The 14,416-nt window shown below is 64.9% G+C and carries 23 protein-coding genes; all 23 read left to right on the top strand.

All coding sequences use genetic code 11. From position 1 onward, the window contains the following. The first annotated feature begins 210 nt into the window (after nucleotides 1-210). The 23 genes from KQ693_RS01155 (at nucleotide 211) to rplF (ending at nucleotide 14,411) form a co-directional block, all read left to right on the top strand. Nucleotides 211-420 (top strand): hypothetical protein, encoded by a 210-nt coding sequence (locus tag KQ693_RS01155; RefSeq protein ID WP_267261655.1) that lies wholly within the window; start codon nucleotides 211-213, stop codon nucleotides 418-420. 18 nt (nucleotides 421-438) lie between these two features. Continuing rightward, entirely contained in the window at nucleotides 439-2,307 is a 1,869-nt protein-coding gene (locus KQ693_RS01150) for an AAA family ATPase (RefSeq protein ID WP_267261654.1), read from the top strand. Between the two features lie 382 nt (nucleotides 2,308-2,689). Beyond that, nucleotides 2,690-3,103 (top strand): 30S ribosomal protein S12, encoded by a 414-nt coding sequence (rpsL, locus tag KQ693_RS01145; RefSeq protein WP_019551715.1) that lies wholly within the window; start codon nucleotides 2,690-2,692, stop codon nucleotides 3,101-3,103. A 7-nt stretch (nucleotides 3,104-3,110) separates the two neighbouring features. Then, a complete protein-coding gene (gene rpsG / locus KQ693_RS01140) occupies nucleotides 3,111-3,581 on the top strand; it encodes a 30S ribosomal protein S7 (RefSeq protein WP_015718111.1) in 471 nt (156 codons plus the stop codon). Between the two features lie 3 nt (nucleotides 3,582-3,584). Further along, nucleotides 3,585-5,660, top strand: a complete 2,076-nt coding sequence (gene fusA, locus KQ693_RS01135; protein WP_038070451.1) for an elongation factor G — start codon at nucleotides 3,585-3,587, stop codon at nucleotides 5,658-5,660. A gap of 55 nt (nucleotides 5,661-5,715) precedes the next feature. Beyond that, nucleotides 5,716-6,936, top strand: coding sequence for an elongation factor Tu (gene tuf / locus KQ693_RS01130; protein ID WP_267261653.1), 1,221 nt, complete (start codon nucleotides 5,716-5,718; stop codon nucleotides 6,934-6,936). Nucleotides 6,937-6,944: 8 nt separating this feature from the next. After that, entirely contained in the window at nucleotides 6,945-7,262 is a 318-nt protein-coding gene (rpsJ, locus tag KQ693_RS01125; RefSeq protein ID WP_015718109.1) for a 30S ribosomal protein S10, read from the top strand. Then, the gene (gene rplC, locus KQ693_RS01120) at nucleotides 7,259-7,879 is read left to right on the top strand and encodes a 50S ribosomal protein L3 (protein ID WP_219760522.1); all 621 of its coding nucleotides are present in this window, start codon (nucleotides 7,259-7,261) and stop codon (nucleotides 7,877-7,879) included. Before rpsJ ends, rplC begins: the two co-directional genes overlap by 4 nt. Nucleotides 7,880-7,887: 8 nt before the next feature. Then, entirely contained in the window at nucleotides 7,888-8,508 is a 621-nt protein-coding gene (gene rplD / locus KQ693_RS01115; RefSeq protein ID WP_267261652.1) for a 50S ribosomal protein L4, read from the top strand. Continuing rightward, the gene (locus KQ693_RS01110) at nucleotides 8,505-8,795 is read left to right on the top strand and encodes a 50S ribosomal protein L23 (RefSeq protein WP_015718106.1); all 291 of its coding nucleotides are present in this window, start codon (nucleotides 8,505-8,507) and stop codon (nucleotides 8,793-8,795) included. The genes rplD and KQ693_RS01110 overlap by 4 nt, the downstream gene beginning before the upstream one ends. A 52-nt stretch (nucleotides 8,796-8,847) precedes the next feature. After that, nucleotides 8,848-9,678, top strand: coding sequence for a 50S ribosomal protein L2 (gene rplB, locus KQ693_RS01105; RefSeq protein WP_267261651.1), 831 nt, complete (start codon nucleotides 8,848-8,850; stop codon nucleotides 9,676-9,678). Between the two features lie 8 nt (nucleotides 9,679-9,686). Then, entirely contained in the window at nucleotides 9,687-9,968 is a 282-nt protein-coding gene (gene rpsS / locus KQ693_RS01100) for a 30S ribosomal protein S19 (protein WP_011173711.1), read from the top strand. A 2-nt stretch (nucleotides 9,969-9,970) separates the two neighbouring features. Beyond that, on the top strand, nucleotides 9,971-10,312 hold the full coding sequence (rplV, locus tag KQ693_RS01095) for a 50S ribosomal protein L22 (protein WP_015718104.1): 342 nt from the start codon (nucleotides 9,971-9,973) through the stop codon (nucleotides 10,310-10,312). Beyond that, entirely contained in the window at nucleotides 10,302-11,021 is a 720-nt protein-coding gene (gene rpsC / locus KQ693_RS01090; RefSeq protein WP_038070446.1) for a 30S ribosomal protein S3, read from the top strand. Before rplV ends, rpsC begins: the two co-directional genes overlap by 11 nt. Before the next feature lie 3 nt (nucleotides 11,022-11,024). Continuing rightward, nucleotides 11,025-11,450, top strand: coding sequence for a 50S ribosomal protein L16 (gene rplP / locus KQ693_RS01085; protein WP_015718102.1), 426 nt, complete (start codon nucleotides 11,025-11,027; stop codon nucleotides 11,448-11,450). Continuing rightward, entirely contained in the window at nucleotides 11,437-11,634 is a 198-nt protein-coding gene (gene rpmC / locus KQ693_RS01080) for a 50S ribosomal protein L29 (protein WP_015718101.1), read from the top strand. Before rplP ends, rpmC begins: the two co-directional genes overlap by 14 nt. Continuing rightward, nucleotides 11,627-11,944: a 30S ribosomal protein S17 gene (gene rpsQ / locus KQ693_RS01075; RefSeq protein WP_219760524.1), complete on the top strand. Its 318-nt coding sequence runs from the start codon at nucleotides 11,627-11,629 to the stop codon at nucleotides 11,942-11,944. The genes rpmC and rpsQ overlap by 8 nt, the downstream gene beginning before the upstream one ends. Further along, entirely contained in the window at nucleotides 11,941-12,309 is a 369-nt protein-coding gene (gene rplN / locus KQ693_RS01070; protein WP_015718099.1) for a 50S ribosomal protein L14, read from the top strand. The genes rpsQ and rplN overlap by 4 nt, the downstream gene beginning before the upstream one ends. Beyond that, on the top strand, nucleotides 12,309-12,641 hold the full coding sequence (rplX, locus tag KQ693_RS01065; RefSeq protein ID WP_015718098.1) for a 50S ribosomal protein L24: 333 nt from the start codon (nucleotides 12,309-12,311) through the stop codon (nucleotides 12,639-12,641). Before rplN ends, rplX begins: the two co-directional genes overlap by 1 nt. A gap of 1 nt (nucleotide 12,642) precedes the next feature. Then, nucleotides 12,643-13,191 (top strand): 50S ribosomal protein L5, encoded by a 549-nt coding sequence (rplE, locus tag KQ693_RS01060; protein WP_015718097.1) that lies wholly within the window; start codon nucleotides 12,643-12,645, stop codon nucleotides 13,189-13,191. Between the two features lie 7 nt (nucleotides 13,192-13,198). Then, the gene (locus KQ693_RS01055; protein ID WP_003043922.1) at nucleotides 13,199-13,384 is read left to right on the top strand and encodes a type Z 30S ribosomal protein S14; all 186 of its coding nucleotides are present in this window, start codon (nucleotides 13,199-13,201) and stop codon (nucleotides 13,382-13,384) included. A gap of 68 nt (nucleotides 13,385-13,452) precedes the next feature. Continuing rightward, nucleotides 13,453-13,869 (top strand): 30S ribosomal protein S8, encoded by a 417-nt coding sequence (gene rpsH, locus KQ693_RS01050; RefSeq protein WP_015718096.1) that lies wholly within the window; start codon nucleotides 13,453-13,455, stop codon nucleotides 13,867-13,869. Next, nucleotides 13,869-14,411: a 50S ribosomal protein L6 gene (gene rplF, locus KQ693_RS01045; RefSeq protein WP_038030051.1), complete on the top strand. Its 543-nt coding sequence runs from the start codon at nucleotides 13,869-13,871 to the stop codon at nucleotides 14,409-14,411. The genes rpsH and rplF overlap by 1 nt, the downstream gene beginning before the upstream one ends. Nucleotides 14,412-14,416 lie beyond the last annotated feature (5 nt).

Below are 14,416 nucleotides of genomic sequence, written 5' to 3'. Positions count from 1 at the left end.
TTGGGGATTCATGGGAAGATTTTGACTTGGTAAGTGTCGGGTGAGGTGTCGGGTTGGCCCGACACTCGGGTTTGCGTCCTGGAGGGTAAAAGTGGCCCAAGTGTCGGGTGTGGCGGGTGAGCGTCGGGTGGGTTTTAGGTGGCTTTTGTGTCGTTCTAGACGGCAAAAACTCAAAGAAGTGTCGGGTAAAGTGGCATGTCGCCTCTGTATATGCCCGGAGTGTTCCCCCCTCCCCTTCCCCCCTCCTCCTTTGAGCGGCGGCTTCACCGGGGGGAAGCTTCAAAAGGGGGCAAGGCGGCCTTTACCCCTAAGGCAAGCCTCTCCTACCCTGGGGGCATGGAGGCTTGGGGGGAGTACCGGGAGGAGGGTGGGGCCTTTCGGGGGGTAGTCCCTACCCTCTTCCGAGAGGAGGCCTCCTAGGGTTAGGGGGAGAGGGCCTTGGAGCTTACTGAACGGCAAAGGCAACTCCTTGACTACCTGGCCCGGGCCGGGGAGGCCCGCCTCTCCGAGGCCGCCCAGGCCCTGGGGGCAGGGGAGGCGGGGCTCAAGGACCTCCTGACCCGCCTCAAGACCAGGGGCCTGGTGGAAAGCACCCCGAAGCGTACCTGGAGGCTCACAGGGGAGGGGCTTAGGGCCCTCAAGGGCTTTGGAAAGAAGGCCTCCTCCCTCGGGGCCCTTCCCGCATGGACTTCTCTCCTTACCCTCTTGCCCACCCCCGAGTACCGGGCCCTCTTGCGCCTCACCCTAGCCGTGGCTTACCTGAGGCAGAAGGCCCCCTCCCTGGGCCCCATGCCCTGGCTAGGGGCTTACGGCCCTCCCGGTACAGGCAAGAGCACCGTAGGGGAGGTGGCCCTGGCCCTGGTGGGAGGGCGCTTCTTTGATGTGCGGGCTATGACCCCGGGAGAGGCCCTGGGGAGGAGGCGGCAGACCCCGGGAGGGGGCTGGGAGGTAGAGCCCCCTGCCACCCTTCAGGGGCCCATCACCGTCCTGGATGAGCTTGGAGAAGCCCCCCCTGAGCTTCAGAGGGCCCTCTTTGCCCTGGTCAACGACCGCCCCACGGTGCGCATAGAGGGACAAGAGCTTCCCCATCGCGCCGCTATCTACGCCACTTGGAACCCCGAGGCCCGAGAGGTGCCTCTCCCCGAGGGGGCCAAGAGGCGGGGCCTCCTCCTCAACACCGCCCCCTACGCCCGCACCCTGCACAAGGCCTTCCTGCGGGAGGGGGTAGGGGAGAGGGTACGGGAGTTTCTAGAGGCCGCCCCCACCCCCTGGATAGACCTTGCCGCTTTGCCTTCCCCTTCCCCCGAGGGAATAGACCCTGGGCCCCTCCGAGAGGCCCTTTATGGCCTTTTGACCCCGAGGGGTAAGGGGGAAGTACCCTTAGGCGCTTTGAGGCCCCTTTCCGTGGCTTATAAGGCCCTTTTCTTCCCAGAGAACGAGGCGGCCATGGTGGAGGCCGCCTACGACATGGCCCTCCTCCTCGCCTCTCGCCCTGGGCTCCTCTTGCCCGGGTGGGAGAAGACCATGCACGCCTTGCGGAAGGACCTCCCCCTGGAGGAGCCCTCTCCTCCCGAGGGGGAAAGGAGCTACCGGGGGCGCATGGAGGAGAGGGGAAGGAGGAAGCGCCTTTCGGCCCGTATCAACCGGCTTCTAAAGGAGCTTTACCGCTACCGGGCCCTTACCCGCGAGGAGGAAGAGGCCCGGGCTGAGCTTCGGGGCAGGGCGGAAGTCCTCCTGGAGGAGCTTGACCGGGAGGGCACTCTCCTAGAGGCCCTAGAGAAGGACGGGGAGGCCCTTTCGCGGGACATGGAGGACCTTCTTGGGCGGGTGAGGCACCGCCTGGAGGAGGGGAGGGCCCGCCTCCTGGAGGAGGCCAAAGCCCTAAAGGCCCAGGCCCAGGAGGCCTATAACCTGGCCCAGCGCCTCAGGTCCTTGGCCCTGAGGGACCCCGAGGCGGGGATGGAGGAGCTTGAGAAGAGGGGGATGGTAAGGCGGGTGGCCCCTGAGGCCCTTCCCGCCCCGGAAAAGGACCAGGGGGAGGCCATCATACGGGCCTTATCGGGAGTGGTGGGGGCCGCCCTGGCCCTCGGGGGGCGGCCCGAGGGGTGGGGCATGGTGGCGAGGGCCGCCCTCCCCCAGGTGTTTGAGCCCCAAAGGAGGCCTCCCTCCTCCTGGGAGTTCCGGGGGCAAAGGGTGAGCAACCCCCAAAGCTTCTTGACGGGCATGGCCCAATCCTTGGAGAAGTGGGCTCAGGACCTTTCCAGGAGGGCAGAGGCCCTAAGGATGCAGGCCAGGGGGACAGCCTGACAGCTTGAGGACAGCTCAGCCCCGGAAAAGGACGGCCATCAACCGGCAAGAAGGACCACGAAAAAGCCGATAAATAACGCAACTCTTTTACGACCCTCCGGGCTAGGCGGGGTGATTTTTCTACTCGTAAGCGGTAGGCCGCCGGTTCGAATCCGGCCACCGGCTCCAGGCCAAGCCCATCCCTTTAAGCCCCGCCGGCTGGCGGGGTTTTCCTTTGCCTCGCTTGCCAAAATGCCTCTTGCCCTGTACACTAGTCAAGTTGAGGGCCCTCAGGGCCAGCCCCCTGGTCCTGAGGGTGCTGCCCTGTGTGGGCGAACGTCGGGGGAAGGCGCTTCCCCCGGGTGGATCTTGAGAACACGGGGGCAAGTCCAAGAAGAAGGGAGTGGTGGCACTGCCGACGATCAACCAGCTGGTCAGAAAGGGCCGCGAGAAGGTCCAGAAGAAGAGCAAGGTTCCGGCCTTGAAGGGCTCGCCCTTCCGCCGGGGGGTGTGCACCGTGGTGCGCACCGTAACCCCTAAGAAGCCCAACTCCGCCTTGCGTAAGGTGGCCAAGGTGCGCCTTACCTCCGGGTACGAGGTGACCGCCTACATTCCCGGCGAGGGGCACAACCTGCAGGAGCACTCCGTGGTCCTCATCCGGGGTGGCCGTGTGAAGGACCTGCCGGGTGTGCGCTATCACATCGTGCGCGGGGTCTACGACACCCAGGGCGTGAAGGACCGCAAGAAGAGCCGCTCCAAGTACGGAACCAAGAAGCCCAAGGAGACCAAGGGCGCGGCTCCGGCCAAGAAGAAGTAGGTGAACTATGGCACGGAGAAGAAGAGCAGAGGTACGCCAACTCCAGCCCGACCTGGTCTACGGGGATGTGGTGGTGTCGGCCTTCATCAACAAGATCATGCGGGATGGCAAGAAGAACCTGGCCGCCCGCATCTTCTACGATGCCTGCCGCATCATCCAGGAGAAGACCGGGCAGGAGCCTTTGAAGGTCTTTAAGCAGGCGGTGGAGAACGTGAAGCCCCGGATGGAGGTGCGTTCCCGCCGCGTGGGTGGGGCCAACTACCAGGTGCCCATGGAGGTCTCCCCCAGGAGGCAGCAGTCCTTGGCCCTGCGCTGGCTGGTCCAGGCGGCCAACGCCCGTTCCGAGCGGGGGGCTGCCGTGCGCATCGCCCATGAACTCATGGATGCGGCCGAGGGCAAGGGCGGAGCGGTCAAGAAGAAGGAGGACGTGGAGCGCATGGCCGAGGCCAACCGCGCCTACGCCCACTACCGGTGGTAAGCCATGGCGGTTAAGGTAGAGTACGACCTAAAGAGGCTCCGCAACATCGGCATCGCCGCCCATATCGATGCCGGTAAGACCACCACCACGGAGCGCATCCTTTACTACACCGGCAAGATCCACAAGATCGGTGAGGTGCACGAGGGTGCGGCCACCATGGACTTCATGGAGCAGGAGCGGGAGCGGGGCATCACCATCACCGCCGCCGTGACCACCTGCTTCTGGAAAGACCACCGCATCAACATCATCGATACCCCGGGCCACGTGGACTTCACCATCGAGGTGGAGCGCTCCATGCGGGTTCTGGACGGGGCCATCGTGGTCTTCGACTCCAGCCAGGGGGTGGAGCCCCAGTCCGAGACCGTCTGGCGCCAGGCGGAGAAGTACAAGGTTCCCCGCATCGCCTTTGCCAACAAGATGGACAAGACGGGGGCCGACCTCTGGCTGGTGATCCGCACCATGCAGGAGCGCCTGGGGGCCAGGCCGGTGGTGATGCAGCTTCCCATTGGCCGGGAGGATACCTTCTCGGGGATCATCGACGTGCTCCGGATGAAGGCCTACACCTACGGCAACGACCTGGGTACGGATATCCGCGAGGTTCCCATCCCCGAGGAGTACCTGCCCCAGGCCCGGGAGTACCACGAGAAGCTCATCGAGGTGGCCGCCGACTTCGATGAGAACGTGATGCTCAAGTACCTCGAGGGCGAGGAGCCCACCGAGGAGGAGCTAGTGGCGGCCATCCGCAAGGGCACCATCGACATCCAGATCACCCCCGTGTTCCTGGGGTCCGCCTTGAAGAACAAAGGGGTCCAGCTTCTCCTGGATGCAGTGGTGGATTACCTGCCCTCCCCCTTGGACATCCCCCCCATCAAGGGCACCACGCCCGAGGGGAACGAGGTGGAGATCTACCCCGACCCCGACGGTCCCCTGGCGGCCTTGGCCTTCAAGATCATGGCCGACCCCTACGTGGGCCGCCTCACCTTCATCCGGGTCTACTCCGGCACCCTCACCTCCGGCTCCTACGTGTACAACACCACCAAGGGCCGTAAGGAGCGGGTGGCCCGGCTTCTCAGGATGCACGCCAACCACCGGGAGGAGGTGGAGGAGCTCCGGGCGGGTGACCTGGGGGCGGTGGTGGGCCTCAAGGAAACCATCACCGGGGACACCCTGGTGGGCGAGGATGCCCCGCGCATCGTCCTGGAGTCCATTGAGGTGCCCGAGCCCGTCATCGACGTGGCCATCGAGCCCAAGACCAAAGCGGACCAGGACAAGCTCTCCCAGGCCCTGGCCCGCCTGGCGGAGGAGGACCCCACCTTCCGCGTCTCCACCCACCCCGAGACCGGCCAGACCATCATCAGCGGGATGGGGGAGCTCCACCTGGAAATCATCGTGGACCGCCTGAAGCGGGAGTTCAAGGTGGACGCCAACGTGGGCAAGCCCCAGGTGGCCTACCGCGAGACCATCACCCGCCCGGTGGACGTGGAGGGCAAGTTCATCCGCCAGACCGGTGGCCGCGGCCAGTACGGCCACGTGAAGATCAAGGCCGAGCCTTTGCCTCGAGGGTCGGGCTTTGAGTTCGTCAACGCCATCGTGGGCGGGGTGATCCCCAAGGAGTACATCCCTGCGGTGCAGAAGGGCATCGAGGAGGCCATGCAGTCGGGCCCCCTGATCGGCTTCCCCGTGGTGGACGTGAAGGTGACCCTCTACGACGGCTCCTACCACGAGGTGGACTCCAGCGAGATGGCCTTCAAGATCGCGGGCTCCATGGCCATCAAGGAGGCGGTGCAGAAGGGGGATCCCGTGATCCTCGAGCCCATCATGCGGGTGGAGGTCACCACCCCCGAGGAGTACATGGGCGACGTGATCGGCGACCTGAACTCCCGCCGGGGCCAGATCCTGGGCATGGAACCTAGGGGGAACGCCCAGGTGATCCGGGCCTACGTGCCCCTGGCGGAGATGTTCGGCTACGCCACCGACCTGCGCTCCAAGACGCAGGGCCGGGGCTCCTTCGTCATGTTCTTCGACCACTACCAGGAAGTCCCCAAACAGGTGCAGGAGAAGCTCATCAAGGGTCAGTAGGAATCCCTGGGGGTGGGCCTTCGGGCCTGCCCCGCATACGGAAAGGAGAGCGAAGATGGCCAAGGGCGAGTTTATCCGTACGAAGCCTCACGTGAATGTGGGGACGATTGGGCACGTGGACCACGGGAAGACGACGCTGACGGCGGCTTTGACGTTTGTGGCGGCGGCGGAGAACCCGAATGTGGAGGTGAAGGACTACGGGGAGATTGACAAGGCGCCGGAGGAGCGTGCGCGGGGGATTACCATCAACACGGCGCATGTGGAATACGAGACGGCGAAGCGGCACTATTCGCACGTGGACTGTCCTGGGCACGCGGACTACATCAAGAACATGATCACGGGTGCGGCACAGATGGACGGGGCGATTCTGGTGGTGTCGGCGGCGGACGGACCGATGCCGCAGACGCGGGAGCACATTTTGCTGGCTCGCCAGGTGGGTGTGCCGTACATCGTGGTGTTCATGAACAAGGTGGACATGGTGGACGACCCGGAGCTTCTGGACCTGGTGGAGATGGAGGTGCGGGACCTCCTGAACCAGTACGAATTTCCTGGGGACGAGGTTCCGGTGATCCGTGGGAGCGCGCTGCTGGCGCTGGAGCAGATGCACAGGAATCCCCAGACGAAGCGTGGGGAGAACGAGTGGGTGGATAAGATTTGGGAGTTGTTGGACGCGATTGACGAGTACATTCCCACGCCGGTGCGGGACGTGGACAAGCCGTTCTTGATGCCGGTGGAGGACGTGTTTACGATCACGGGTCGTGGGACGGTGGCCACGGGTCGTATTGAGCGGGGGAAGGTGAAGGTTGGGGACGAGGTGGAGATTGTGGGCTTGGCTCCTGAGACGCGGAAGACGGTGGTGACGGGTGTGGAGATGCACCGTAAGACGCTGCAGGAGGGGATTGCTGGGGACAATGTGGGTTTGCTGCTCCGGGGTGTAAGCCGGGAGGAAGTGGAGCGGGGCCAGGTGCTGGCGAAGCCCGGGAGCATTACGCCGCACACGAAATTTGAGGCCTCGGTGTACATCTTGAAGAAGGAGGAGGGTGGGCGGCACACGGGGTTTTTTTCTGGGTACCGTCCGCAGTTTTACTTTCGTACGACGGATGTGACGGGGGTGGTGGAGTTGCCCTCTGGGGTGGAGATGGTGATGCCGGGGGACAACGTGACGTTTACGGTGGAGCTGATCAAGCCGGTGGCGCTGGAGGAGGGATTGCGGTTTGCCATTCGTGAGGGTGGGCGGACCGTGGGCGCCGGCGTGGTCACCAAGATCCTGGAGTGAGGTGAAGCATGCCCAAGATCCGCATCAAGCTACGGGGCTTTGACCACAAGACCCTGGACGCCTCGGCCCAGAAGATCGTGGAGGCCGCCCGGCGCTCCGGGGCCCAGGTCTCGGGTCCCGTGCCCCTGCCCACCCGGGTGCGGCGCTTCACCGTGATCCGGGGTCCTTTCAAGCACAAGGACTCCCGGGAGCACTTTGAGCTTCGCACCCACCACCGCCTGGTGGACATCCTGAACCCCAACCGCAAGACCATCGAGAGCCTCATGTCCTTAGACCTGCCCACCGGGGTGGAGATTGAGATCAAGACCGTGGGGGGTGGCAAATGAAGGGCATCCTGGGCATGAAGGTGGGCATGACCCGGATTTACCGGGAGGACCGGGCCATTCCCGTCACCGTGATCCTGGCTGGGCCCTGCCCTGTGGTCCAGCGGCGGACCCCGGAGAAGGACGGGTACACGGCGGTCCAGCTGGGCTTCCTGCCCCAGAACCCCAAGCGGGTCAACCGGCCCATGAAGGGGCATTTCGCCCGGGCCGGGGTGGGTCCGGTGCGCATTCTGAAGGAGATCCGCGACTTCAACCCTGAGGGCGACGTGGTGACCGTGGAGATCTTTAAGGCCGGCGAGCGGGTGGACGTGACCGGCACCTCCAAGGGCCGGGGCACGGCGGGGGTGATGAAGCGCTGGAACTTCGCCGGCGGCCCCGATTCCCACGGCGCCCACAAGATCCACCGCCACCCCGGGTCCATCGGGAACCGCAAGACCCCGGGCCGGGTCTACAAGGGCAAGAAGATGGCCGGCCGCTACGGGGTCGAGCGGGTCACGGTGATGAACCTCGAGGTGGTGGACGTCATCCCCGAGGAGAACCTCCTCTTGGTCAAGGGTGCGGTGCCCGGTCCCAACGGGGGCCTGGTGCTGGTGCGCCAGACCAAGAAGGTGGCCAAGTAAAGGAGGGCATGGTGTACCAGATTCCTGTTCTCTCCTCTTCCGGCAAGCGGGAGCTTGCCGCCGATCTCCCCCAGGAGGTTAACCCCCATCTCCTATGGGAGGTGGTGCGCTGGCAACTGGCGAAAAGGCGTCGGGGGACGGCCAACACCAAGACCCGGGGCGAGGTGGCTTACTCCAGCCGCAAGATCTATCCCCAGAAGCACACCGGGCGGGCCCGCCATGGGGATATCGGCGCCCCCATCTTCGTGGGCGGGGGTACGGTCTTCGGACCCAAGCCCCGGGACTACAGCTACACCCTGCCCAAGAAGGTGCGGCAGGCGGGCTTAGCCATGGCCGTGGCCGATCGGGCCAAGGAGGGCAAGCTCCTTCTGGTGGAGGACTTCGCTGGGGTTAACGGCAAGACCAAGGAGTTTCTAGCCTGGGCTAAGGGTGCGGGGCTAGACGGCTCGGAAAGCGTGCTCCTGGTGACGGCCAGTGAGCTGGTGCGCCGGGCTGCCCGGAACCTCCCTTGGGTGGTGACCCTGGCGCCGGAGGGGTTAAACGTCTACGACATCCTGCGCACCGAGCGCCTGGTCATGGACCTGGCGGCTTGGGAGGCCTTCCAGGCCCGCATGGGGGGTGAGGCATGAAGACCGCCTTTGACGTGATCCTGGCCCCGGTGCTTTCCGAAAAGGCTTACGCCGGCTTCGCCGAGGGCAAGTACACCTTCTGGGTCCACCCCAAGGCCACCAAGACGGAGATCAAAAACGCCGTGGAAGCGGCCTTTAAGGTCAAGGTGGTGGGGGTGAACACCATGACGGTGCGGGGCAAGAAGAAGCGCCTGGGCCGCTACCTGGGCAAGCGCCCCGACCGCAAGAAGGCCATCGTGCAGGTGGCCGCCGGGCAGAAGATCGAGGCCCTGGAGGGCCTCATCTAAACCTAAGCCGGGAGGGGGGCCCGGCCCCGATCCGGCAAGGGAGGCATAGAGGATGGCAGTTAAGAAGTTCAAACCCTACACCCCAAGCCGCCGTTTCATGACGGTGGCGGACTTCTCCGAGATCACCAAGACCGAGCCGGAGAAGTCCTTGGTCAAGCCCCTGAAGAAGACGGGGGGGCGCAACAACCAGGGCCGCATCACCGTGCGCTTCCGGGGGGGCGGCCACAAGCGGCTTTACCGCATCATCGACTTCAAGCGCTGGGACAAGGCGGGCATCCCCGCCAAGGTGGCGGCCATAGAGTACGACCCCAACCGCTCCGCCCGCATTGCCCTTCTGCATTACGCCGACGGGGAGAAACGCTACATCATCGCTCCCGAGGGCCTGCAGGTGGGCCAGCAGGTGGTGGCGGGGCCGGATGCTCCCATCCAGGTGGGCAACGCTTTGCCCCTCCGCTTCATCCCTGTGGGCACCGTGGTCCATGCGGTGGAGCTGGAGCCCAAGAAGGGGGCCAAGCTGGCCCGCTCCGCCGGCACCAGCACCCAGATCCAGGGCCGGGAAGGGGATTACGTGATCCTGCGCCTGCCCTCGGGAGAGCTTAGGAAGGTGCACGGGGAGTGCTACGCCACCATCGGGACCGTGGGCAACGCCGACCACAAGAACATCGTCCTGGGCAAGGCGGGGCGCACCCGCTGGCTGGGCCGCAAGCCCCATGTGCGCGGCGCCGCCATGAACCCGGTGGACCACCCCCACGGCGGTGGTGAGGGCCGGGCACCCAGGGGCCGTCCCCCGGCCTCCCCTTGGGGCTGGCAGACCAAGGGGCTTAAGACCAGGAAGCGGCGGAAGCCCTCGAGCCGCTTCATCGTCGCCCGCCGCAAGAAGTGAGGTGAGCCATGCCGCGTAGCTTGAAGAAGGGCGTTTTCGTAGATGACCACCTCTTGGAGAAGGTGCTGGAGCTCAACGCCAAGGGGGAAAAGCGGCTCATCAAGACCTGGAGCCGCCGCTCCACCATCGTTCCCGAGATGGTGGGCCATACCATTGCGGTCTACAACGGCAAGCAGCATGTGCCCGTCTACATCACCGAGAACATGGTGGGGCACAAGCTGGGAGAGTTCGCCCCCACCCGCACCTACCGGGGGCACGGGAAAGAGGCTAAGGCCACCAAGAAGAAGTAGCCATGGAAGCGAAAGCCATTGCCCGTTACGTGCGCATCTCCCCCAGGAAGGTCCGGTTGGTGGTGGACCTGATCCGGGGAAAGAGCCTCGAGGAGGCCCGCGCTATCCTGCGCTACACCCCTAAGCGGGGGGCCTATTACGTGGCCAAGGTGCTGGAGTCCGCCGCCGCCAATGCGGTCAACAACCACGACATGCTGGAGGACCGGCTTTTCGTGAAGGCGGCCTTTGTGGACGAGGGGCCCGCTTTGAAAAGGGTGCTTCCCCGGGCCCGGGGCCGGGCGGACATCATCAAGAAGAGGACCAGCCACATCACGGTGATCTTGGGAGAGAAACATGGGAAATAAGATCCACCCCATTGGGTTCAGGCTCGGTATCACCCGGGACTGGGAGTCCCGCTGGTATGCGGGCAAGAAGCAGTACCGCCACCTCCTGGTGGAGGACCAGAAGATCCGCGAGGTCCTCACCAAGGAGCTCTACCCGGCTGGTTTGGCCCGCATCGACATCGAACGGGCCGCGGACAACGTGGCCGTGACCGTGCACGTGGCCAAGCCGGGTGTGGTCATCGGCCGGGGCGGGGAGAAGATCAAGGTCCTGAGGGACACCCTTTCCCAGCTCACCGGCAAGAACGTGGCCCTGAACGTCCAGGAGATCCACAACCCCAACCTCTCCGCTCCTTTGGTGGCCCAGCGGGTGGCGGAGCAGATCGAGCGCCGCTTTGCCGTGCGGCGGGCCATCAAGCAGGCAGTGCAGCGGGTCATGGAGGCGGGGGCTAAGGGAGCCAAGGTCATCGTCTCCGGCCGCATCGGCGGCGCCGAGCAGGCCCGCACGGAGTGGGCCGCCGAGGGCCGGGTGCCCCTTCACACCCTTCGTGCTAACATAGACTACGGCTTCGCTTTGGCCCGCACCACCTACGGGGTGCTGGGGGTCAAGGCCTACGTGTTCCTGGGCGAGGTGATCGGCGGACAGAAGCCCAAGGCCCGCCCCGAGGGGCCGAGGGCGGAGGAAAAGCCCCGCCGCCGCCGCCCAGCGGTGCGCGTGAAGAAGGAGGAATAGGCCATGTTGATGCCCAGGCGCATGAAGTACCGCAAGCAGCACCGGGGTCGCATGAAGGGGGCGGCCAAGGGGGGTGATTACGTGGCCTTCGGGGACTTCGGCCTGGTGGCCATGGAGCCCGCCTGGATCACCTCCCAGCAGATTGAGGCGGCCCGTGTGGCCATGGTGCGCCATTTCCGCCGCGGGGGCAAGATCTTCATCCGCATCTTCCCCGACAAGCCCTACACCAAGAAGCCCCTCGAGGTGCGGATGGGTAAGGGTAAGGGCAACGTGGAAGGGTATGTGGCGGTGGTGAAGCCGGGCCGGGTGATGTTCGAGGTGGCGGGCGTCACGGAGGAGCAGGCCCTCGAGGCCTTGCGCATCGCCGGCCACAAGCTTCCCATCAAGACCAAGATCGTGAGGAGGGACGCCTACGATGAAGCCCAGTGAGATCCGCAAGCTCTCTCCCAGTGAGATCGAGAAGCTGGTTCGGGAGAAGAAGCGGGAGCTGATGGAGCTTCGCTTCCAGGCCTCCATCGGCCAGCTCTCCCAGAACCACAGGATCCGGGAGACCCGGCGCCTCATCGCCCGGCTCCTCACGATCCTGAACGAGAGGAGGAGGGCCAATGCCTAAGAAGGTGCTGACCGGGGTGGTGGTGAGCGACAGGATGCAGAAGACCGTTTCGGTCCTGGTGGAGCGCCAGTTTCCCCACCCCCTCTACGGCAAGGTGATCAAGCGCTCCAAAAAGTACCTGGCCCACGACCCCGAGGGGAAGTACAAGGTGGGGGACGTGGTGGAGATCATCGAATCCCGCCCCATCTCCAAGCGCAAGCGCTTTAGGGTCTTGCGCCTGGTGGAGGGGGGCAGGCTGGACCTGGTGGAAAAGTACCTGGTGCGTAGGCAGAACTACGCCAGCCTTTCCAAGCGGGGAGGTAAGGCATGATCCAGCCCCAGACCTACCTGGAGGTGGCCGACAACACCGGGGCCCGCAAGATCATGTGCATCCGCGTGCTTAAGGGCTCCAACGCCAAGTACGCCACCGTGGGGGACATCATCGTGGCCAGCGTCAAGGAGGCCATCCCCCGGGGGGCGGTGAAGGAAGGCGACGTGGTGAAGGCGGTGGTGGTGCGCACCAAAAAGGAGGTCAAGCGCCCCGATGGCTCCGCCATCCGCTTTGACGACAACGCCGCCGTCATCATCAACAACCAGCTAGAGCCCCGGGGCACCCGCGTCTTCGGCCCCGTGGCACGGGAGCTCCGGGAAAAGGGCTTCATGAAGATCGTCTCCCTGGCTCCGGAGGTGCTCTGATGCAGGCCAAGCTACATGTGAAGAAGGGGGACACGGTTCTGGTGGCCTCCGGCAAGTACAAGGGCCAGGTGGGCAAGGTGAAGGCCGTGCTGCCCAAGAAGGGGGCGGTCATCGTGGAGGGGGTGAACATCGTTAAGAAGGCGGTGCGGGTGAGCCCCCAGCACCCCCAGGGTGGCTTTGTGGAGCAGGAAGCTCCCCTGCATGCCTCCAAGGTGCGCCCCATCTGCCCCGCGTGCGGCAAGCCCACCCGGGTGCGGAAGAAGCTCCTGGAAAACGGCCGCAAGATCCGGGTGTGCGCCAAGTGCGGCGGGGCTTTGGACGTGGAGGGATAAGATGCCGCTAGAGGTTGCGCTGAAGAAGAAGTACTACGAGGAGGTACGGCCCGAGCTCATCCGCCGCTTCGGCTACCAGAACATCTGGGAGGTTCCCCGACTGGAGAAGGTGGTGATCAACCAGGGGCTGGGGGAGGCCAAGGAGGATGCCCGCATCCTGGAGAAGGCTTCCCAGGAGCTTGCCCTCATCACCGGCCAGAAGCCGGCCATAACCCGGGCCAAGAAGTCCATCTCCAACTTCAAGCTCCGCAAGGGGATGCCCATCGGCCTCAGGGTTACCCTGCGCGGCGACCGGATGTGGATCTTCCTGGAGAAGCTCCTTTCCGTGGCCCTTCCCCGCATCCGCGACTTCCGGGGGGTGAATCCGAACAGCTTTGACGGCCGCGGCAACTACAACCTAGGGTTGAGGGAGCAGCTCATCTTCCCGGAGATCACCTACGACATGGTGGACGCCCTTCGGGGAATGGACATCGCGGTGGTGACCACCGCCCGGACCGACGAGGAGGCCAGGGCCCTTTTGGAGCTTCTGGGCTTCCCCTTCCGCAAGTGAGGCGAGCATGGCGAGAAAAGCGTTGATCGAAAAGGCCAAGCGTACCCCCAAGTTCAAGGTGCGGGCCTACACCCGTTGCGTGCGCTGTGGGAGGGCCAGGAGCGTGTACCGCTACTTCGGGCTCTGCCGGATTTGCCTTAGGGAGCTGGCCCACAAGGGGCAGCTTCCCGGGGTGAAGAAGGCCAGCTGGTAGGCCGTGGCCGGTCGAGGGGGTTCCCTCGAGACCGCATGGTCCAGGAGTGAGGTAAAAGGAGAGAGGAAATGTTGACGGACCCCATTGCCGACATGCTGACCCGGATTCGGAACGCCACCCGGGTCTACAAGGAGAGCACCGAGGTACCCGCCTCCCGCTTCAAGGAGGAGATCCTCAAGATCCTGGCGCGGGAGGGCTTCATCAAGGGGTACGAGCGGGTGGAGGTGGACGGCAAGCCCGTTTTGCGCATCCACCTCAAGTATGGGCCCAGGCGCCAGGGGCCTGATCCCCGGCCCGAACAGGTCATCAACCACATCCGTCGCATCAGCCGTCCTGGGCGACGGGTGTACGTGGGGGTCAAGGAGATTCCCCGGGTGCGCCGCGGCCTGGGGATTGCCATCCTGTCCACGCCCAAGGGCGTCCTTACCGACCGGGAGGCCCGGCGTCTGGGCGTGGGCGGGGAGCTTATCTGCGAGGTGTGGTGATGTCTAGGATTGGCCGGCTTCCCATTCCCTTGCCCAAGGGGGTCACTGTGGAAGTGACCCCGGGGCTCGTCAAGGTGAAAGGCCCCAAGGGCGAACTTTCCGTGCCCATCTCCCCGGAGATGCGGGTGGTGGTGGACGGAGGGGTGGTGCGGGTGGAGCGGCCCTCGGATGAGCGCCGGCACAAGAGCCTGCACGGCCTCACCCGGACCCTCATCGCCAACGCCATCAAGGGGGTTTCTGAGGGGTACGTGAAGGAGCTCCTCATCAAGGGCATCGGCTACCGGGCCCGGCTTGCGGGACGGGCGGTGGAGCTCACCGTGGGCTTTAGCCACCCCGTGGTGGTGGAGCCCCCGGAGGGCATCACCTTTGAGGTGCCCGAGCCCACCAAGATCCGCGTTCTAGGTATAGACAAGCAGAAGGTGGGCCAGGTGGCCGCCAACCTGCGCGCCATCAAGAAGCCCAGCGCCTACCACGAGAAGGGCATTTACTACGCGGGCGAGCCCGTCCGCCTTAAGCCCGGCAAGGCCGGGGCCAAGAAGTAGGGGGA

The sequence above is a fragment of the Thermus brevis genome (assembly GCF_026427635.1).
GTDB lineage: Bacteria > Deinococcota > Deinococci > Deinococcales > Thermaceae > Thermus > Thermus antranikianii.
This window is presented reverse-complemented; position numbering and strand designations above follow the sequence as displayed.